This window comes from Micromonospora sp. SL4-19 (genome assembly GCF_047921475.1).
Taxonomy (GTDB): domain Bacteria; phylum Actinomycetota; class Actinomycetes; order Mycobacteriales; family Micromonosporaceae; genus Micromonospora.
In genome coordinates this window covers 110,344-130,327 of record NZ_JBLROB010000006.1, presented here as the reverse complement: position 1 = coordinate 130,327, position 19,984 = coordinate 110,344, and the positions used below count along the sequence as shown (strand labels likewise).

General features: G+C 75.1%; 16 protein-coding genes. 5 read left to right on the top strand and 11 right to left on the bottom strand.

The annotated features are described in order from the left end of the window. Positions 1–12: 12 nt before the first annotated feature. Complete coding sequence (locus ACNAVT_RS11445) at positions 13–2,481, top strand: transglutaminase TgpA family protein (protein WP_416295396.1); 2,469 nt, start codon at positions 13–15, stop codon at positions 2,479–2,481. A 183-nt stretch (positions 2,482–2,664) separates the two neighbouring features. Here ACNAVT_RS11445 and ACNAVT_RS11440 read toward each other — a convergent pair whose 3' ends face one another. The 5 genes from ACNAVT_RS11440 to ACNAVT_RS11420 form a co-directional block, all read right to left on the bottom strand. Next, the gene (locus ACNAVT_RS11440) at positions 2,665–3,060 is read right to left on the bottom strand and encodes a DUF3040 domain-containing protein (RefSeq protein ID WP_416295394.1); all 396 of its coding nucleotides are present in this window, start codon (positions 3,058–3,060) and stop codon (positions 2,665–2,667) included. Positions 3,061–3,175: 115 nt separating this feature from the next. Then, positions 3,176–4,435 (bottom strand): DNA polymerase IV, encoded by a 1,260-nt coding sequence (locus ACNAVT_RS11435; RefSeq protein WP_416295392.1) that lies wholly within the window; start codon positions 4,433–4,435, stop codon positions 3,176–3,178. Positions 4,436–4,493: 58 nt separating this feature from the next. Further along, complete coding sequence (locus ACNAVT_RS11430; protein WP_416295390.1) at positions 4,494–5,657, bottom strand: alkaline phosphatase family protein; 1,164 nt, start codon at positions 5,655–5,657, stop codon at positions 4,494–4,496. After that, positions 5,654–6,403, bottom strand: a complete 750-nt coding sequence (locus ACNAVT_RS11425) for a methyltransferase domain-containing protein (protein WP_416295388.1) — start codon at positions 6,401–6,403, stop codon at positions 5,654–5,656. Before ACNAVT_RS11425 ends, ACNAVT_RS11430 begins: the two co-directional genes overlap by 4 nt. 14 nt (positions 6,404–6,417) lie before the next feature. Next, positions 6,418–6,594, bottom strand: coding sequence for a hypothetical protein (locus tag ACNAVT_RS11420; protein ID WP_416295386.1), 177 nt, complete (start codon positions 6,592–6,594; stop codon positions 6,418–6,420). A gap of 179 nt (positions 6,595–6,773) precedes the next feature. Between ACNAVT_RS11420 and ACNAVT_RS11415 the strand changes: the two genes are divergently transcribed. Continuing rightward, on the top strand, positions 6,774–7,493 hold the full coding sequence (locus ACNAVT_RS11415; RefSeq protein ID WP_416295384.1) for a sulfite exporter TauE/SafE family protein: 720 nt from the start codon (positions 6,774–6,776) through the stop codon (positions 7,491–7,493). A gap of 6 nt (positions 7,494–7,499) precedes the next feature. On the opposite strand, the gene ACNAVT_RS11410 is transcribed toward ACNAVT_RS11415, so the two are convergent. From ACNAVT_RS11410 to ACNAVT_RS11395, 4 genes are all read right to left on the bottom strand, one after another. Beyond that, complete coding sequence (locus ACNAVT_RS11410) at positions 7,500–10,880, bottom strand: error-prone DNA polymerase (RefSeq protein WP_416295382.1); 3,381 nt, start codon at positions 10,878–10,880, stop codon at positions 7,500–7,502. Positions 10,881–11,186: 306 nt separating this feature from the next. Then, entirely contained in the window at positions 11,187–12,797 is a 1,611-nt protein-coding gene (locus ACNAVT_RS11405; RefSeq protein ID WP_416295380.1) for a DNA polymerase Y family protein, read from the bottom strand. Beyond that, positions 12,794–13,558, bottom strand: coding sequence for a hypothetical protein (locus ACNAVT_RS11400; protein ID WP_416295378.1), 765 nt, complete (start codon positions 13,556–13,558; stop codon positions 12,794–12,796). Before ACNAVT_RS11400 ends, ACNAVT_RS11405 begins: the two co-directional genes overlap by 4 nt. 146 nt (positions 13,559–13,704) lie before the next feature. Then, positions 13,705–14,208, bottom strand: a complete 504-nt coding sequence (locus tag ACNAVT_RS11395; protein WP_416295376.1) for an SAV_6107 family HEPN domain-containing protein — start codon at positions 14,206–14,208, stop codon at positions 13,705–13,707. Positions 14,209–14,757: 549 nt separating this feature from the next. On the opposite strand from ACNAVT_RS11395, the gene ACNAVT_RS11390 reads away from it, so the two are divergent. Continuing rightward, the gene (locus tag ACNAVT_RS11390; protein WP_416295374.1) at positions 14,758–16,155 is read left to right on the top strand and encodes a ferric reductase-like transmembrane domain-containing protein; all 1,398 of its coding nucleotides are present in this window, start codon (positions 14,758–14,760) and stop codon (positions 16,153–16,155) included. 13 nt (positions 16,156–16,168) lie between these two features. On the opposite strand, the gene ACNAVT_RS11385 is transcribed toward ACNAVT_RS11390, so the two are convergent. Then, on the bottom strand, positions 16,169–17,377 hold the full coding sequence (locus ACNAVT_RS11385) for an RNA-guided endonuclease InsQ/TnpB family protein (RefSeq protein ID WP_416295373.1): 1,209 nt from the start codon (positions 17,375–17,377) through the stop codon (positions 16,169–16,171). Between the two features lie 114 nt (positions 17,378–17,491). On the opposite strand from ACNAVT_RS11385, the gene ACNAVT_RS11380 reads away from it, so the two are divergent. Both ACNAVT_RS11380 and ACNAVT_RS11375 read left to right on the top strand, forming a co-directional pair. Next, positions 17,492–17,965 carry an FMN-binding protein gene (locus ACNAVT_RS11380; protein ID WP_416295371.1) on the top strand — a complete coding sequence of 158 codons (474 nt, stop codon included), beginning with the start codon at positions 17,492–17,494 and terminating at the stop codon, positions 17,963–17,965. After that, positions 17,962–18,792: an FAD:protein FMN transferase gene (locus ACNAVT_RS11375; protein ID WP_416295370.1), complete on the top strand. Its 831-nt coding sequence runs from the start codon at positions 17,962–17,964 to the stop codon at positions 18,790–18,792. Before ACNAVT_RS11380 ends, ACNAVT_RS11375 begins: the two co-directional genes overlap by 4 nt. Here ACNAVT_RS11375 and ACNAVT_RS11370 read toward each other — a convergent pair. Beyond that, positions 18,774–19,964 carry an FAD-dependent monooxygenase gene (locus ACNAVT_RS11370; protein WP_416295368.1) on the bottom strand — a complete coding sequence of 397 codons (1,191 nt, stop codon included), beginning with the start codon at positions 19,962–19,964 and terminating at the stop codon, positions 18,774–18,776. The genes ACNAVT_RS11375 and ACNAVT_RS11370 overlap by 19 nt on opposite strands. Between the last annotated feature and the right edge of the window lie 20 nt (positions 19,965–19,984).

Sequence of the window (19,984 nt, the reverse complement as noted above, 5' to 3'; positions counted from 1 at the left end):
AAGGGTGGACCTGTGACCGCGCACCGGAACCTGGGCTTCGTCGCGGCGGCGGCGACCCTGCTGGCCGCGGCGCCGCTGTCGGCGATCTTCGAGCGTTGGACGTGGCTGATCCAGGCGGCCATCGTGGTCGCCGTGGTGGCCGGGGCCGCCGCGTTGAGCCGACTGGTCCGCGCCCCCCTGTGGGGACAGGTCCTCGCCATGCTCGCCGGCCTGACGCTCGCCCTGAGCTGGGTCTTCCCGGGCGGCACCGAGCTGCTGGCGTTCATCCCCACCCCGGGCACCTTCGTCCACTTCGGCGAGCTGCTCAGCGCGTCGATGCCGGACATGCGCGCGTACGGCGTGAAGGTGCCGGACGTCGACTCGCTGCTCTTCCTCACCGTGCTGGGCGTCGGCGCCGTGGCCGTGCTGGTGGACGTGCTGACCGTCGGGCTGCGCCGGCCGGCGCTGGCCGGGCTGCCGATGCTGGCCATCTACTCGGTGCCGGTGGCGGTCTACACGGACAGCGTCCCCGCCACCCCGTTCGTGGTGGGCGCCTGCGGCTACCTGTGGCTGCTGGTCACCGACAACGTCGACCGGGTGCGCCGGTTCGGCCGGCGGTTCACCGGCGAGGGCCGCGACGTCGACATCTGGGAGGCGTCGCCGCTGGCCGCGGCGGGTCGCCGGCTGGCCGTGGTCGGGGTGGCTCTCGCGGTGGCGGTGCCGCTGGCAGTACCTGGGATGACCGGCGGGCTGTTGAACACGGTCGGCAACGGCACCGGCGACGGCACCGGACGGCCGGGCCACGGCGGCGGCCCCGGACGGATCAACCTGTTCGCCGCGCTCAGCGGCCAGCTCAACCAGACGCAGGTATACGAGATGGTCAAGGTCAGCACCAACGAGCCGACGCCGTTCTACCTGCGCATCGGGGTGGCCGACGAGCTGCGGGGGGACGGCTTCCATGAACGCGTCCCCACCGGGCGGCCGGCAAACCGGAACCTGCCCGACCCCACGGAACGCGATGGGCAGGGCGTCGAGCGGCAGCGCTACCGGGCCTCGGTCGAGGTGACGAAGAACCTCGACATGCCGTACCTGCCGGTCTACGCCGAACCGGTGAAGACCGAGGATCTCAGCGGCAGCTGGCTCTACGACCCGAACCTGCAGATCTTCTTCTCCAACCGGGACAACTCCCGGGGCAAGCGCTACTCGTTCGACTACGTCCGCTCGACGTACAGCCCGTCGGCGCTGCGCCTGGCGCCGTCCCTGCCGGCCGACGACCCGGTACGGCGCCAGCAGACCAACACGCCGCCGGCCCCCGCGGTCGAGAAGCTGGTCGGACAGCTCATCAAGGGCAAGCAGAACGACTACGACAAGGTCCGGGCGATCTACGACCACTTCGCGGTGGAGAACGGCTTCACCTACTCGCTCGCCACCCGGCCCGGCACCAGCGGGGACGACATCACCGACTTCCTCGCCACCAAGGCGGGCTTCTGCCAGCAGTACGCCGCCGCGATGGCCTGGCTGGTCCGGGTGGCCGGCATCCCGGCCCGGGTGGCGCTCGGCTTCACCAACGGCAGCAACTCCGGCGGCGGCACGTACGTGCTGACCAACAAGAACCTGCACGCCTGGACGGAGGTCTTCTTCGGCGGGGTCGGCTGGGTGCCGTTCGACCCCACCCCGGCGGCGGCCGTGCAGGGATCGGTCCGGTCGGCCTGGGCCCCGGACAGCGACGCTCCGGAGGAGGTCGCCCCCCCGACGGGCAACACCAACACCCCGGGCGGGGTCGACGCGTCGGCCGGCCCGAACGGCCCGGACCGGCTCGACAAGGACGCCGACCAGGGCCTCTCCGTCGGCGGCGGCGGCCCGACCCGGAAGAGCCCGACCTGGCCGTGGTGGGCGGCCGGGGCGCTCGCCCTGCTGATGCTGCTCACGGCGCCGGCACTGCGCCGCTCCGTGCTGCGTCGCCGGCGGCGCGCCCGGGCCACGGTGCCGGCGGCCACCACCGTGGCCGCGATACCCGGCCCTCGGGGCGGGACACGCGACATCGTGGTCGGGGTGGATGCCGACCGGGTCCGCGCGGACGCGCATGCCGCCTGGGACGAGCTGCTGGACACCCTGGTGGACTTCCAGGTCCGCGTCGACCGCACGGAGACACCCCGGGCGACCGCCGAGCGGCTGGCTCGGGAAACCCTCACCGAGGATGCCGGGGCCGCGACCGGGGTCCGGCTGCTCGGCCGGGCGGAGGAGCGGGCCCGCTACGCCCGCGACCCGCTCACCGGCGAGGAGCTGCACCCGGCCCTGCGGGCGGTACGCGGAGCGCTCGCCGCGCGAGTGGACCGGCGTACCCGGATCATGGCGGCCCTGCTGCCGCCTTCGGTGCTGCTGCGCTGGCGGATCGCGGTGGCGGAGCGCTCGGCCCGGTTGGTCGCCACCGGCGGGGAGGTCCGGCAGCGGCTGCTGCGCTGGAATCCCCGGCGCCTCATGGCGGGCCGCCCGGCTCGTTGACCGGTTCCCGGCCGCCGGCGCTCCCCCGCCGGCGGCCGGGGCCACCGCGGCGCGCGCTCACACCACTTCCGCGAGACAGCCGTGCTCTTTCCGGGACATCCTGGGCGCGAAGAAGCGACCGCGCTCGCCGGTGGTTCCGGGACGCGCCGTCGCGTGCAAGCCCGCGTCAGCGGCGGGACGTGGTCAGCGATGCCCCTCGGGGCGCTGCCGCCAGCGATCCTCCATCCGATCGAGGAATGAACCCCGCCGGCCGGTCCGGCCACGGGGACGCCCGCGGCTCGTCGTACCCCCCACCACGTGCAGGTCGGGCGACTGGGACCGCCGGTGCGACTGCACCGCGTAGCCCAGTGAGGCCAGCATGACGACGAAGCCCGCCACGGCCAGCGGGGGCGTCTTGATCACGGCACCGTAGATCAACAGGGCCAGACCAGCGATGACCACGCCGGCAGCGACGAGCAGGCGACGCCGCGCGTGGAAACGCGGGTCGCTGGCGCGCACGGCCGAGGCGAATTTGGGGTCCTCGGCAAGCGACCGCTCGATCTGCTCGAACAGCCGCTGCTCGTGCTCCGAGAGCGGCACGGCACTCCTCCCCGGTCACGTTGGTCGACCCGGGCGGGTCGACAGACCGTGGCAGCCAACCGGCTGCTTACCCGCAAGTCTACGAGGGGGCTCGCGCGTCGGAAAGCGGGACGACCTACGGCCGGGCCGGTTTTTCGACACGTTGCGGATCGCGCCTCCGGAGAAGACTGGCCGGACCTATGACGGACCGCCCGAATCGGGCAGCCGCCGCGTCCGCCGCCGCCTCCGCCTCCCGCCAGCCACGCTCCGGCGCGCCGAGGGTGAGCTGGCGCGGCGTCTCCTCCGCGGCGGCCAGCCCCTCCATCCGTACGCCGACCAGGCGGACCGGCTCGCCGGGGGCGAGAGCGGTCCACAGCGTCCAGGCCGTGTCGAACATCTCCCGCGCGGTGTCGGTCGGCACCGTGAGGGTGCGGGAGCGGTTGACCGTGCGGAAGTCGGCAAACCGGACCTTGAGCGACACGGTGCGCCCCACCTGGCCCGCCGCGCGCAGCCGGGTGCCGACCTTCTCGGCCAGCGCCAGCAGGGCGCGGCGGATCTCCGTCGGGTCGGTGACGTCGGTGTCGAAGGTGACCTCCGCCCCGATCGACTTCTCCACGTGCTCCGGGGAGACCCGGCGCGGGTCCCGACCCCAGGCCAGCTCGTGCAGGTGGGTCGCGGACGCTTCGCCGACCGCCCGGCGGAGCATGCCCACCGGTGCCTCGGCGAGGTCGCCCACCGTGTTCAGGCCGAGCCGGCGCAGCGCCTCGGCGGAGCGTTCCCCCACCCCCCACAGCGCCGCCACGGGCAGCGGGTGGAGGAAGTCGAGCACCCGGGCGGCGGGCACCACGAGCAGACCGTCCGGCTTGGCCCGGGTGGAACCCAGCTTGGCCACGAACTTGCTCGACGCCACGCCGACCGAGCAGGTGAGCGACTGTTCCTCGGCGACCCGGTGGCGGATCAGCCGGGCGATCCGGGCCGGGGACCCGAAGAGCCGGCGGGCGCCGGCCACGTCGAGGAACGCCTCGTCCAGCGAGAGCGGCTCGACCAGCGGGGTGACGTCCCGGAAGATCTGCATCACCGCCCGGGAGGCTGCCGAGTATTGCGCGAAATCCGGCGGCAGGTAGACCGCGTGCGGGCAGAGCGCCCGGGCCCGGGCGGTGGGCATGGCGCTGCGCACGCCGTAACGCCGGGCCTCGTAGCTGGCCGAGCTGACCACCCCACGCGGCCCGATCCCGCCCACCACGACCGGCCGGCCGCGCAGCTCGGGCCGGCGGCGCACCTCGACCGAGGCGAAGAAGGCATCCATGTCGACGTGCAGGATCAGGCAGCCGGTGTCGTCGGCGTCCGGCCCGAAACGCGGATCACCGCCCCGAGGCAACGACTGACTGCGACCCATCCCCGCAGGCTAGCCCCCCACCCCGACACTCTCCCCGTCCCGCCGCCCCGCCACGGGGTCAGCCGCGGACGACCAGCAGTGGGATGGTCATCTCGGCCGCGGTGTCCGCGCCGTGGTACGCCACCAGCCGGGACTCGATCGGCTTCTCCGAGCGGGTGGCGACCACGGCGTACGTGCCCCGGCAGACCACCACCACGTCGCCGATCCGGCGCAGATGCTCCTCGGGCACCGGCCCGAACCAGCCGGTGGCCACCGCCTCGTCCCGGGCCATCACCCGGGCGGCACCGTCGAGCACCGCCGACCAGGCGGCCACCACGTCGGCGGTGGCCCCCGGCTCGACATGCAGATACCGGACCCGGGGTTCGCCGGCGACCACCCGGATCCCGGCGCGCAGCCGGGGGTCCGTGTCCAGGTCGATCCGGTGGGCGGCCGGCACGTTGAGCTGGCCGTGGTCGGCGGTGACCAGCAACGCGGCGTCCGGCGGCAGCCCGTCGACCAGCCGGGCGAGCAGCCGGTCCACCTCGGCGGCGGCGAGCCGCCAGGGCGCGGAGTCGACCCCGCTCAGGTGCCCGTGCCGATCCAGGTCGGGGTGGTACCCGGAGACCAGGGCCGGCCCGGCGCCGGCGGTGAGGGCGGTGAGCATCTGCCCGGCGAGCGCGTCGGCGTCGGACGCCCCCCGGTAGTCGCCGCCCCGGTTCGCGGCCAGGGTGAGCCCGCTGCCGCCGTACTCGGGGCGGCTGACCACGGTCACCGCGAGCCCGGCGGCGCGGGCCCGCTCGTACTGCGTCGGGACGGGCTGCCAGCGCAGCGGCTCCGGATCGCCGGTCCACTCGATGTGGCTGAGCACCCGGTCGGTGTCGGGGACCCGGACCTTGAAGCCGAGCACGCCGTGCACGCCGGAGGGGGTGCCGGTGCCGAGGCTGACCAGGCTGGTCGGTGTGGTGGAGGGAAAACCGGAGGTGAGCGGGACGCCGACGGTGGCGGCCAGGCCGGCCAGGGTCGGGGCGTACGGGGCGGCGGTGGGGATCTGGTACCAGCCCAGTCCGTCGACCAGCAGCACGGCGATCCGGCGTACCCCGGCCAGCCGGGGCCCCAGGCCGAGCAGGTCGGCCGCGCCGGGGACGCCGAGCACCGCGAGGGCGCTGGGCAGGACGTCGGCGAGGCTGCCGCCGCCGTAGCGGGGGGCGATCGGGTCGAGCGGATCCGCCGCCGGGCCGGTCATGCCGGACGGCGGGCGAACAGGTGCAGCTGGGCGGCGAGGTCCCGGTACGGCGGCCGGGCCGCCAGGGCCCGCTCCAGCTCGACCAGGGCGGCCGGCTGACCGTCGGCCACCGCGGCCGGAAGCAGGTCGGCGAGGACCCGTACGCCGTGGATCTCCTCGACGACGAGCCCGGCGGCGGCGAGCAGGGCGGCGGCACCGTCGGCGTCGTACCGCCGGCGCAGGGTGTCCCGCGGGCCGGCGCTGCCGTCCGGGTCGGCGGCCAGCGCGGCGGCGACGTCGAGGTGACCGTTCATCGCCCGGGTCAGCACGGCGGCGGCCCGGCCGGCGACCAGGACGCTGGCCGCACCGCCGGGGCGCAGGGCGGCCACCAGCGCGGCGACCACCGGAGCGGGGTCGTCGACCACCTCCAGCACGGAATGGCAGAGGACCAGGTCGACGGTGGCCGGCTCGACCAGCCCGGCGAGCGCGTCGCCGTCGCCCTGGATCGCGCGTACCCGGTCGGCGACCCCGGCCTCGGCGGCCCGGCGGGTCAGTGCGGCAAGCGCGTCGGGGCTGGCGTCGACCACGGTGACCCGGTGGCCGGCCTCGGCGAGCGGGACGGCGAAGCCGCCGGTCCCGCCGCCGACGTCGAGCACGGTGAGCTGCTCGCCGGCCCGGCGGTCCAGCTCGGCCCGGAGCACCGCCCAGATCACGGCGGTACGGGGGGTCAGGGTTCGGGTCTGCTCCACCCCGCCGAGCCTAGTCACCCGCGGCACCGGGGTCAGGAGTCGCCGCCTCCGGCGGGGTCCTCCTCGGCGCGGGAGCGGCGGGCGTTGGCCACCGGCCCGTCGGTCACCGGGTATTCGTGCACGTCGGTGTCGTGCGCCGGGACCCAGTCCGCACCGAGTCGGGTGCGTCGGGCGTTGGCGACGCCGTGGTAGGTGTTGCTCCCCGTCATCGTTCTCCACCTTTCCTGCGTGGGCCACTCTGCCCACGCCGGCGGACCGTATCTCCGGCCCGTCGATCCTTGGAACGGAAATGTGGCCCACGACATGCCCGCGACCGGGCCGATGTGGCGAAGATCTCCACGAAGTGGGCCTGTCGCCGGCTCACCGCCGACCGGATCAGGCTGAGCGGGTGGTCGTCCTGCTCACCGTCTTCGGCATCGTGCTACTCGGGGCCTTCGCCCAGGCGGTCAGCGGCTTCGGGTACGCGATGCTGACCGTGCCGCTGCTGGCCGCCGCGATCGACCCCCGCAGTGCGATCGTGCTCTCCGCGCTGACCGGCATCGGGCTCACCCTCACGGTGGCGGTCCGGGAGCGCGGGTTCGCCCGGTGGCGGGTGGCGGCGGCGCTCAACGCGGCCGCCCTGCTCGGTCTGCCGGCCGGCCTGCTGGTGCTCGCGTACGCGCCGGAACGGCTGCTCAGCGCGCTGATCGTGGTGGTGGTGCTCGGCTGCGTCGCGCTCGTCTGGAGCGGCACCCGGATCCGCACCGGTCCGGTCGGACTCGGCGCGGTCGGGGTGCTCGTCGGCGTGCTCACGGCCGCCACCGGCACCAACGGGCCGCCGCTGGTCGCCGCGTTCCACTCGCTCGGCTACGACCCGCGTACCTTCCGGGCGACGCTGGCGGCGACCTTCTCCGGCACCGGGCTCGTCGGGCTGGCGGGGTTCCTGCTCACCGGTCAGGTGCACGCCGACCTGGTGCGCATCTCCCTCGTGGCGCTCCCCGCCGTGCCGCTGGGCTGGTGGTTGGGGAACCTGCTGTTCCACCGGATCGACCCGGTGGTGTTCCGGCGGATCGTGCTGGTCGGGCTGCTCGGCAGCGCCGGTACCGCGCTCACCGCCCTCGCCGGCTGAGCCGGGTCAGCGGAAGTCGCGGGAGGCCGGGGTGACCGGCGGGTCGATCGCGTCCAGCCGGTCGGCGGTGAGGCTGGTGACGCCCTCGTGCCGCTGCAACCGGCCCCGCACCACCAGCCCCCCGCTGGTGCGGGCGACCCGCCGGTAGCGCTGCCACAGCCCCGGGGAGCAGGTGACGTTGAGCATCCCGGTCTCGTCCTCCAGGTTGAGGAAGGTGACCCCGCCCGCGGTCGCCGGCCGCTGGCGGTGGGTGACGATCCCGCCGACCCGGATCCGCCGCCCCGGCTCCACCTGCCCGAGCCGGGCGATCGGCACCGCACCCAGGGTGTCCAGCCGGTCCCGGATGAACCGGGCCGGATGGCTCTCCGGGGACAGGCCGGTGGCCCAGACGTCGGCGACCAGCCGGTCCACCGCCTCCATCCCGGGCAGGGTGGGCGGGGCCGCGCCGGTCACCGTGCCGGGCAGTCGGCCCGGCCGATCCTGGGCCGCCGCGCCGGCGGCCCAGAGGGCCTGCCGCCGGGCCAGCCCGAAACAGGCGAAGGCGTCCGCGGTGGCCAGCGCCTCCAGCTGCGCGGCGGTCAGCCCGGCCCGCCGGGCCAGGTCCGGCATGTCGCGGTACGGCCCGTGCGCCGCCCGTTCCGCCTCGATCCGCTCGGCCACGTCGTCGCCGAGGGTGCGTACGCTGCCCAGCCCGAGCCGGACCGCCGGGCCGCCCAGCCCCCAGGCGTGCGGCGGCTCCCCCGGCTGGCTCCCCCACCGGGTTTCGGGGGTGGACTCCAGCACCGCCTTCGCGCCGCTGGCGTTGATGTCCGGCCGGCGTACCTCGACGCCGTGCCGGCGGGCGTCGTCGACCAGCGTCTGCGGCGAGTAGAAGCCCATCGGCTGGGCGTTGAGCAGGGCGGCCAGGAACGGGCCCGGGTGATAGCGCTTGAGCCAGGAGCTGGCGTACACCAGGTAGGCGAAGCTCATCGCGTGGCTCTCCGGGAAGCCGTAGCTGGCGAAGGCGGTGAGCTTGCGGTAGACGTCGTCGGCCAGCTCGCCGGTGATGCCCCGCTCGGCCATCCCGGCGTAGAGCCGGTCGGCGATCTGCGCCATCCGCTCCACCGAGCGTTTCGCTCCCATCGCCCGGCGCAGCTGGTCGGCCCCGGCCGCGTCGAAGCCGGCCAGGTCGATGGCGAGCTGCATGAGCTGCTCCTGGAACAGCGGCACGCCGAGGGTCTTCTCCAGCGCGTTGCGCATCAGCGGGTGCGGGTACGTCACCGGCTCCTGGCCGTTCTTGCGCCGGATGTACGGGTGCACCGAGCCGCCCTGGATCGGGCCGGGACGGATCAGCGCCACCTCCACCACCAGGTCGTAGAACTCGCGGGGCTTGAGCCGGGGCAGGGTGGCCATCTGGGCGCGGCTCTCCACCTGGAACACCCCGACCGAGTCGGCCCGGCAGAGCATGTCGTAGACCTCGGGGTCGTCCAGGGTCATGTCGCCCAGGTCGAGCCTGGACCCGATCATGTCGTAGCCGTAGTGCAACGCCGACAGCATGCCGAGGCCGAGCAGGTCGAACTTGACCAGCCCGACGGCGGCGCAGTCGTCCTTGTCCCACTGCAGGACGCTGCGGCCGGGCATCCGCCCCCACTCCACCGGGCAGACCTCGATCACCGGCCGGTCGCAGATCACCATGCCGCCCGAGTGGATGCCCAGGTGCCGGGGGAACCTCTGCAGCTCGTTGGCGTACGCGATGACTTCCTCGGGGATGTCCGCCACGTCCACCGTGGCGACCGAGCCCCACCGGTCGATCTGCTTGCTCCAGGCGTCCTGCTGCCCCGGCGAGAAGCCGAACGCCTTGGCCACGTCCCGCACCGCCGACCGGGGCCGGTACGAGATGACGTTGGCGACCTGGGCGGTGTGCTCCCGGCCGTACCGGGCGTAGACGTGCTGGATCACCTCCTCCCGGCGGTCGGACTCGATGTCCACGTCGATGTCGGGCGGGCCGTCGCGTTCCGGGGCGAGGAACCGTTCGAAGAGCAGCCGGTGCCGGACCGCGTCCACGTTGGTGATCCGCAGCGCGTAGCAGACCGCCGAGTTGGCCGCCGAGCCCCGGCCCTGGCAGTAGATGTCCTGCTCCCGGCAGAAGGTGACGATGTCGTAGACCACCAGGAAGTAGCCGGGGAAACCCAGCTCCTCGATCATCCGCAGCTCGTGCTCCAGCTGCGCGTACGCCTCCGGGTGCGCCTCGGGCGGGCCGTAGCGTTCCCGGGCGCCGTCCATGGTCAGCTGGCGCAGCCAGCTCATCTCGGTGTGCCCGGGCGGCACCGGGTACGCCGGCAGCTGCGGCGCGACGAGTTGCAGGTCGAAGGCGAGCTCCGCGCCGAACTCGGCGGCCCGCGCCACCGCCCCCGGGTACGCGGCGAACCGCGCCGCCATCTCCGCGCCGCTGCGCAGATGGGCGGTGCCGGCGGCGGGCAGCCAGCCGTCGATCTCGTCCAGGCTGCGCCGGGCGCGCACCGCGGCCACGGTGGTGGCCAGCCGCCGCCGGCCCGGGGTGGCGTAGTGCACGTTGTTCGTGGCGACCGTGGGCAGCCCCGCCGCGGCGGCCAGCTCGGCCAGCGCGTCGTTGCGGTCGGCGTCGATCGGGTGGCCGTGGTCGGTCAGCTCCACCGCCACCGTCTCCGGCCCGAAGAGCCGGGCGAGCCGGTCCAGTTCCCGGGCGGCGGCGTCGACGCCCTCGGTGAGCAGGGCGGCGGGCACGTGCCCCTTGCGGCAGCCGGTGAGCACCAGCACGTGGTCGCGCAGCTCCGCCGCGACCTCCTCCAACTCGCCGTAGACCGGGCGGCCCTTCTCGCCGCCGCGCAGCTGGGCGCGGGAGATGGTGGCGGCCAGCCGGGCGTACCCCTCGTGGCCGTGGGCGAGCACCAGCAGGTGCGATCCGTACGGATCGGGCTCCCCGTTCTGCGGGCCGGGCAGCCCGAGGGAGAGTTCCGCGCCGAAGACCGTCGGCAGGTGCAGCGCGCGGGCCGCCTCGGCGAACCGCACCACGCCGTAGAAGCCGTCGTGGTCGGTGACGGCGAGCGCGGTGAGCCCCAGCCGGACGGCCTCCTCGGCCAGCTCCTCGGGGTGGCTGGCACCGTCGAGGAAGCTGAAGTTGGAGTGCGCGTGCAGCTCCGCGTAGGGCACCACGTCGTCCGGGCGGGGCAGCTCGGGCGGCTGGTAGTGGTCCCGCTTGCGGCTCCACGCCGGGGAGTCGCCGCCGTCGGCGTCCACCGCGAGGGGGTCCACCACGTGCAGGTGCCGCTCACCCCGGGACCGCCCCTTGCCGGGCTTTCCGTCGCCGGACCGCCCGGAGAGCACCCGCTCCAGCTCCGACCAGGGCAGGTTCGGATTGTGGAAGCTCACCGCCCTACCCCTCGCCCGGCCTGCCACGAGATCTCGCAGCGCTTCGCCCCGGCCTTTCCGCGCTGGGTCGCTGTCAGGTGGCGGATGGCTGGTCGCCGCCTACGAACTTGATGACGCAGATGGATCGCCGGACGGCAGACGACCTGCGGTGGCCTACGAACATGGTGGCGTAGCTGAATCAGCGGGCCGGAGATGGGCGGCGATTCGTTCACGTCATCAAGTTCGTAGCGTCCGACGGGTCGTGTCCGGCGCGGCGGGTCCGCGCGCCGCTGGGCCGGGACCGGCCGTGCAGCGGGGGCGAGGGGCTCAGTCATAGATCGCCTCCACCAGCCACTGGCCGCCCTCGACCGCGAGCAGCAGGGCGGCACCGTCGGCCAGGCAGACCTGGAACCGGGCCCGACGCCGGGCCTCGGCCGGCGCCCACCAGCGCTCGTCCACCGGCCACGGGCCGGCCCAGCCGACGATCTCGGCCGGTCGGCCGGTGCCGACGACCAGTCGCGCGGGCGCGGCGCTCACCGCCAGCCGGGCGCTGACCACGACCGGCTCACCGGCGGCGTCGTGCACGGTGGCGAGAAGAGGGGCCGGCAGCACCACGGCCGGCGCGGGCGGCGGCAGCCGCCCCGGCCACGGCGGGACCGGCACCGCCCCACCCGACCGCACCACCCCACCGGGCAGGGGCGGCTCGCCGGGGCGGGCGGGCAGTCGTTCGTCGCCCCACGGCACCAGGCGTACCTGGTCGGCCGGGGAGCGCCCGCCGCCGAGCACGGCGGTGACCACCGCCTCGGGGCCGAGGATGCCCTGCACCCGGCTCAACGCGCGGTGCGCCCGCTCCCGCTCCTCGCCGGTCTCCCCCCACAGCCCGGGTTGCAGGCCGGCCTGGGCGAGCACCCCGTCCGGCACCAGCCGCAGCCGGATGATCCCGGCGGTCGGGCGGGCCGGGCGGGCGCCGCCCCGACCGTTGCTCCCCGAGAGCCAGCCGTCCAACTGCCAGCGGACCCGGTCGGCGATGGCCGCGGCGGTGAGCAGGCCGTCGTGCCGCCAGACCCGGTGCAGCTCCTGGCCGTGCGCGGTGACCGCCTCGATGCCGAGCCGGGTGCAGGCCAGCCCGTACGCGGCCAACCGCTCGTGCAGCTGCTCGGCCAGCGTCCGGGCGGCGAACGCCGCGGCGTCGACCCGGTCGATCGGCTCGTCGTGTTCGGCGGTGACCGTCAGGTCGGCCGGGGGTTGCCGGACCGCGAGCGGCCGGTGGTCCCGGCCGGCGGCGAGCCGGTGGGCCAGTGCCCCGTCGAAGCCGAACCGGGCCAGCACGTCGCCGGCGGGCAGCGCGGCGAAGTCGCCGAGGGTACGCACCCCGAGCCGGCGTAGCAGATCGGTCAGGGCAGGCCGGCCGAGTGCCTCGACGGGCAGGGCGGCCAGGAACTCCGTGGCCCCGCCGGGCGGCACGATCCGCCCGTCCCGGGCGGCCAGCCCGGCGGCGAAGACACCGTCGGCGATGCCGACCTGGCTCTCCACCGCACAGGTCTGGGCGACGTGCTCGACGATCCGCTCGGCCGCCGCCGCCTCCCCGCCGAGATAACGGCTCGGCCCCCGGGCGGCCAGCGCACAGGACCCGGGACGGATCACCTCGACCCCGACGGCCACCTCCTCGACGGCGGCCACCACCGGCTCGAACGCCCGGGCGTCCCGGCCGGGATCGTGGTCGACGACGGTGAGCTGCGGGCAGCGCCCCTGCGCCTCCCGCTTGCGCAGTCCTCGTCGTACGCCCTCGGCGCGGGCCCGCTCGGAGCAGGCGACCACCCGGTTGGCGTGCAGCACCGCGACCGGGTCGGTGGCGGGCACCCCGTCGACGATCTCGGCGGCGAGGACCGGCCAGTCCGGGCACCAGAGCAGCAGGGTCCGCACCGGCGCACCGGTCATGCCGACCCGACCACGGTGAGGGACCGGGCAGCCGGAGTGGACGGCGCCACCGCGCGGAGCCGGGGCGGGGTGGTGCGGGCGGCGGTGCCGGTTGCCCGCGGGATGACCCGGGTCAGCTCGTCGCCGGGCAGCCAGACCTTGATCTCCTTGGGGCGGGCCGCCGCGCCCCGCCCGCGCGCCGAGACGGTCACCTCCCGGCGGCGCAGCCGCCCCCGGCCCGGCCCGAGCCCCTCCCAGACCCCCCGGACCACCTGGAGCGTGACGTCCGCGCCGTCCCACCGGCCGTACGGGACGAGCACGCTGCCGCGCTGCCGGGCCCGGGCGGCCAGCCGGCCGGCGACGGAGGCGGAGACCGCCGCCGGCACGGCGGTGACCACCACGTCGACCCCGTCGATGAGCGCGGCGACGACGGTGGGCCACTCGGGCCCGGGGTGCGGCACCAGGGCGAGCCGGTCCAGGGCGATCCCGGCCTCGGCCGCCGCGCCGGCCCCGAAGGTGGGCACCCCGACCACGGCGCACCACGAGCCGGCCCGGGACGCCTCGGCGAGCAGGGCGAGGATCAGCGACGTCCCGCCGCTGCGCCGGGGCTGCCCGACACCGACCGCGATGGTGCTGCCGCGCCGTAGCCCACGATGGGGCAGCAGCCCGGTCAGCTCGGGCCGGACGGGCAGCACCCGGTGACCGCCCGCCGGGTCGGGCGCGCTCGCCGGGCGCACCAGTTCGGCCAGGGCGGCGGAACCGACCACCATGCGGCCCGCCATCCGACCTACCCCCTGTCGTGTGTCGCCCACGGGTACCGACCCCCGTGGTGGTGCTGGATCTCCAAGTGCGGCGGACACCGCCGGACCGGGCACGGCGCGTCCGGCCACCCGCCTCCCCGTCGGGTGGCCGGACGGACGCCGCCCGGTCAGGCGGCGGCTGCTCCGGGTCGCGGCGTGGCGTCAGACACGCCGAGCCGGAGTGGCCGGTGCAGGCCGTCGAGCGCCGGTTGGTGCGCCAGGCCGAGGGCGGTCTCCACCACGGCCACGAACTGCTCGGCGGCGCGGAGCAGGTCGTCGGCCTCCCGGGCGGTGACCACCCGGGGGATGCCGGCCTCGGCGGCGGCCCGCTTGCTCGCCCCGGCGGCGAAGTAGTTGGCCCACTCGTCGAGCTCGGGGGCGACGGCGGCGAGCAGGATCCAGACGCTGGTGATCCGGTTGCGGCGGGTGGGCGCGGGGCGGGCGCGAGCGGCGAGCAGGGCGGCGGCGGCGCGCAGCGCCGCGAGGTGGGCGGCGGCGTACCGGAGGCCGTCGGGGCGGGTCCGGGTCGCCTCGGCCAGCCCGTGGCGGGCCACCGCGAGCAGTTGGGCGGGGGTGCGGTGCGGCAGCACGTGCGCGGGCACCGTGGGCGCCTGGGCCGGACTGGTCGGCATGATCTCTCCTCCGCGTGGGCCGGGGCGGGGCGGGCCGCGCGGCGGATCGGATCCACCGGCGGGACGCCCGGAGCGGGTGGTGCGGAGGAAGACGCACCCGGGTGGGGGCCGGCCGGGTGTGGACGCTTCCCCACACCACACCCGGCCGGCGTACCGGCGGGTCCGTCGCCCGCCGCCCGGGGGTCGTGGGCGGCGGGCGACGATCCTGCCTGACGGGTCCGGACTCGCGACCGTCCGGAGCCCGGTGCGGTCTGCGGAACCGCACCTCCCGGGAGCCGGCGCCGCGAAACACCGCTCCCGGACGTTGGAACGAGCGTACGACTGAATCGAACACTCGTTCTAACTGCCCTGACAGTACACCCCCCCTCCGACGAAAATGCAACGTGTGACGTACCGACGCGCCGACCGCCGACCGCCCAGCGGGTCGGCGGCGACACGCCGGACGATCGAGGGATTCTCAGGCGGGACACAGCATCGGCATAGGGCACACCGAGTTCTCCGGCCCAGGGTTGACGCCGTGAACGTCAGCCATATCGAGAAGACCGTCCGGTGACCGCCGCCGTCGCCGGCCGGCGGGCCGTGCGCCGCACCCTGCCGGCCGCTCCCGCCTGGTGGGCCGACGTCGCCGGCAGCGCCGCGGTGCTCAGCCTGCTGGTGGTCACCGCCCTCTGGACCGCCGACCGCGGGGTGCAGGAGCTGCTGGGCGGCCTCGCCACCGGCCTCACCTCGCTCGGCCGGCTCGCCGGGCTGGTCAGCGCCGACCTGATGCTCATCCAGGTGGTGCTGATGGCCCGGGTGCCGCTGATCGAGCGGCGCTTCGGCCAGGACCGGATAGCCCGCTGGCACCGGCTCGCCGGCTTCACCTCCTTCCACCTGCTGCTCGCCCACGTGGTGCTGACCACCCTCGGGTACGCCGGCACCGCCCGGAGAGGCGTGCTGGCCGAGACCTGGGACCTGGTCGTCACGTACCCCGGGATGCTGCTGGCCGCCGCGGCGCTGGCCCTGCTGGTGCTGGTGGTGGTGACCTCGGTCCGCGCGGCCCGGCGCCGGCTGCGCTACGAGTCCTGGCACCTGCTGCACCTGTACGCGTACCTCGGCATCGCGCTGGCGCTGCCGCACCAGCTCTGGACCGGCGCCGACTTCGTCGGCTCGGCGGCCGCCCGCGCCTACTGGTGGACGGTCTACCTGCTGGCGCTGGCCAGCGTGCTGGTCTACCGGCTCGGGCTGCCCGCCTGGCGGTCGCTGCGGCACCGGATCGAGGTGGCCGCGGTGGTCCCCGAGGCGCCCGGGGTCACCTCGGTCTGGCTGCGCGGACGCGACCTGCACCGGCTGCCCGCCCGAGCCGGGCAGTTCCTCCTCTGGCGGTTCCTCGACGGCCCCGGCTGGTCCCGGGCGCACCCGTACTCGCTGTCTGCGCCGCCGAACGGGGACCTGATGCGGATCACCGTCAAGGATCTCGGCGACGACAGCGCCCGGGTGGCCACCCTGCGCCCCGGCACGAAGGTGCTGGTCGAGGGGCCGTACGGGCGGCTGACCGGGGAGCACTGGCGCGGCGGCGGGATCACCATGCTCGCCTGCGGGGTCGGGATCACCCCGCTGCTGGCGCTGCTCTGGGAACTGCCGTACGCCCCCGGCGAGGCGGTGCTGCTCTACCGCGCGCGTACCCCCGAGGACCTGGCCTTCCGGGCGGAGCTGGACCAGCTCGCCGCGGAGCGCGGGCTGGTCGTGCACTACCTGGTCGGCCCGCGGGCGCAGCGCCCGACGTGGCTGCCGGCGTACGCCGAGGGGTTGTCCGACGCGGAGGCCCTGCGCCGGCTCTCTCCCGGCATCGCCGGTCACGACGTCTTCCTCTGCGGGCCGGACGGCTGGATCGACGCCGCCAGCGCCGCAGCCCGCGCGGCAGGGGTTCCCGACGCGCACCTCCACGACGAACGTTTCGCCTGTTGACATCCTCCCGCCCCTAAAGGGCGGGAATTCCCCCGGTCGCCCGAGAGAGTTCCTGGTTCATCGCAGACCGCACGGAAGGAGGCCCCCCATGTCTGACGTCTGCTCCGCAGGCGTTTATCGTCTCCGCCAGCCCGGCGGCGACGGCAATGTTCTTGGCGGCGTTGACGTCCCGGTCGTGCCGGGTGCCGCAGCTCGGACACGTCCAATGACGCGTTCCGAGCGAGAGTCTGGCGAGCAGGTGCCCGCACGCCGAGCAGGTCTTGCTGGACGGGTACCAGCGGTCGACGATGGCCAGGTGCCGGCCGTCGCGGTGTGCCTTATAGGTCAACAGCTGCCGGAATTCGGCCCAGCCGGTGCGGGAGATTGCCTTGGCGAGACCGCGGTTACGGACCATATTCGCCACGGCGAGGTCTTCCACCGCGATCGCGTCGAACCGGCGCACCAGAGCGGTGCTGGCCTTGTGGAGGAAGTCCCGGCGGGCATCACGTACCCGGGAGTGCGAGCGGGCGACCCTCTGCTTGGCCTTGGCCCGGTTGTTGGAGCCGCGCTGCTTGCGGGCCATCATCCGCTGGTACCGCTTGAGTCGGCGCTCCCGGCGTTCCATGTGCTTCGGGTGGGGGATGCGTCCGCCGGTGGACAGGACGGCGAAGTCGGTCAGCCCGAGGTCGACGCCGACGACCTGGCCGGTCGGCTCGGGAGCCGGCGAGGTATCGACGTCAACGGCGAAGGTGACGTACCAACGGCCGTCCGGGTCTCGCGACACCGTCACGGTAGACGGGTCGAGGGTGGCCGGGTCGATGTTCGGCCACGACCAGACGAACGCCAGAGTGCCGGGGGTCTTGCCGAGGCTGAGATGCCCATCGCGCATCCGGAACGCGGACCGGGTATAGGAGGCGGACTGCCGGCCGTGGCGGGACTTGAACCGGGGGTACCGAACCCGCTTCGCGAAGAACGCGGTCATGGCATTGTGCTGGTGCCGCAGCGTCTGTTGCAGCGGCACCGACGACACCTCGTTGAGGAACGCCAGATCGGGCAGGTTCTTCATCTCGGTCAGCGCCCGGTCAGTTTCGGCGTACGAGGTGCCCTTGCGCTCGGCGTGCCAGCGGGCGTGGCGGGCGGCGAGGGTCCGGTTCCAAACGACGCGCACGCACCCGAACGTGCGGTTCAGCACAACCGCCTGTTCGGGTGTCGGGTACGCCCGGCACTTGTACGCCGTCCTCATAGGACACATCTTACCAAAGGTGACGATCATGGCTGAGAGCAGGAAGGCCATCCCCAGCCCTGAACGGCCGGGCTCGCGGGTGGCAATCTGGTGACAGGCGCGAAAGGAGGATCCGTGCGGCGCATCACCCTCTGGCTGCTTTCCACCGTGGCCGCGCTGATGCTGCTGTTCAGCTACCGGACCAGCACGATGGGCCCGGGCGGGCAGAGCAGCGCGATCGCCGACGGCTCGGCCGGCAGCTCCTGGAGCGGCACGGACGACGGCTCCACCGCCGACTCCACCGGGTCGGGCCCGTCGAACGGGTCGTCCAGCGGCACAGCCACCGGGTCGGTGACGCAGACCCGGTGGGGTCCGGTGCAGGTCCGGATCACCGTCTCGGGCGGGAAGATCACCGACGTGGCCGCCGTGCGGGTGCCGGACGGCAACCGCCGGGACCAGGAGATCAACGACTACGCGGTGCCGATCCTGCGACAGGAGGCCCTGGCCGCGCAGAGTGCCCGGATCGACACGGTTTCCGGCGCCACCGTCACCAGCGACGGCTACCGGGAGTCGTTGCAGTCCGCCATCGACACGGCGCACCTGAAATGAGCGGGACGGCGACGACGGACCGGACCGTCGAGCCGGACCGGCGGGCCTGGGTGGTGCAGGTGATGGGGCTGCCGGTGAGCGTGCACCTGCGCGGCCCGCGGGTGTGCACCGACGCGGTGGCGGAGCGGGTGGAGCGGGTCTTCGCCGAGCTGCGCGAGATGGACGCGGTGTTCAGCACATACCGGCCGGAGAGCGGGCTGGGCCGGCTCGGCGGCGCGGTGCCCGACCCGGCCACCGCCGAGCCGGTGGTGCGCGAGGTGGTGGCGCTCTGCGAGCTGGCCCGTACCCGTACCGGCGGGTGGTTCGACGCGCGGCGCCTGCCGCTGCCCGGCGGCGGCGTCGGCTTCGACCCGTCCGGCCTGGTCAAGGGGTGGGCGGTGGAGCGGGCCGCCCGGTGGCTGGCCGACCTGCCCGACCACGACCTCTGCCTCAACGCCGGCGGGGACGTGCTGCTACGCACCGCGCCGGGCCGGCCGGCCTGGCGGATCGGGATCGAGGACCCCGATCGCCCCAACCGGATGCTCGACGTCGTCGAGCGGGCGCGCGGCGCGGTCGCCACCTCGGGCACCGCCCGGCGCGGCGCGCACATCCTGGACCCGCACGCCGGCCGGCCCGCCGAGGCCGTCCGGTCGGTCACCGTGGTCGGCCCCGAGCTGCTCTGGGCCGACGTGTACGCGACCGCGGCCGTCGCCCGCGGCGCGGACGCGCTCGACTGGCTGGCCACCCTGGACGGGTACGCGGCCCTGCTGGTGGACGCCGCCGGCCGGGTCCAGGCCACCCCGACCTGGCCCGGCACCCGGCCGGCGGCTCAGACCCGCACCGCGTAGTCGGGCAGGCCGGCGTCGGTGGCCAGCGAGCCGGTGCCGCGCACCAGCATCGCCTGGACCGGGCGGGCGGACAGCAGCCGGTCGCGCAGCCACAGGCCCCACCCGCTGGCCGGGGCGAGGAAGTGGCCAGGGTTGGCGCCGCGCTGCCAGCGGGACGCGTAACCGCGCATCCGCCGCTCGTACGCGGGCAGGGCCACCCGCGGATCCCCGCCGGCCAGGGCCAGCTCGCCGGCGAGCACGTACGCCCCGACCAGGCCGGTGCCGACCCCCATCCCGCCGAGGGTCACCCCCCACGCCGCGTCGCCGAGCAGCACGGCCCGGTCGGTGTGCCAGCGGGGTACGCGCACCCGGGCGATGGCGTCGAAGTAGAGCTCCGGCGCGGCGCGCAGGCCGGCCAGCAGGTGCGGCACGTGCCAGCCCAGCCCGGCGAAGGCGTCGGCGATCAGCGCCTTCTGCCGGTCGACGTCGAGCCGGTCGTGGTCCTGCCGGGGCGAGGCGAAGACCACCAAGGCGCCCGCCCGGCTCGGGTCGCGTTGGTCGGCGGCGACGCTGGCCATCCGCCCGGGCACGTTGTACTGCCGGGGAACGGCGTCGAAGCCGCGGTCGTTGGGCAGGTCCCAGCCGGCCAGGTGGTAGCCGAGGTGGGTGACGTACGCCGACTCCGGGCCGAGGACGAGCCGGCGCACCCCGGAGTGCAGCCCGTCCGCGCCGACCACCAGGTCGACGGTGCGGGAGCCGGCCCGGGCGAGGTCGACGCGCACCCCGTCGGCCGTCTCGGTGAGCGCGGTGATCCGGTCGCCGAACAAGTACTCCACCCGGTCGGCGCCGCGCTCGTACAGGATCCGGGACAGGTCCCGGCGGCGGACCTCCAGCTCGCCGCCCGCGAACTCGGACGGCAGCCGGAAGATCTCCCGACCGTGCTCGTCCACCCGGCTCATCGCGCCCGCGTGGGTCTGCACCGCGCGCAGCTCGTCGAGCACGCCCATGGCGGCCAGCACGCCGAGGTGGGTCGGCCCCCGGAAGTCGACGGCGAAGCCGCTGGTCCGCAGCGCCGGGGCGACCTCGACGACGGTGACCTCGGCCCCGTAGCGGGCCAGCCACCAGGCCACCGCCGGGCCGGCCACCCCGGCACCGGAGACGAGCACGCGCGAGCCGCGCAGCGGAAGAGACATGATTTCCCCCGAGATAGAAA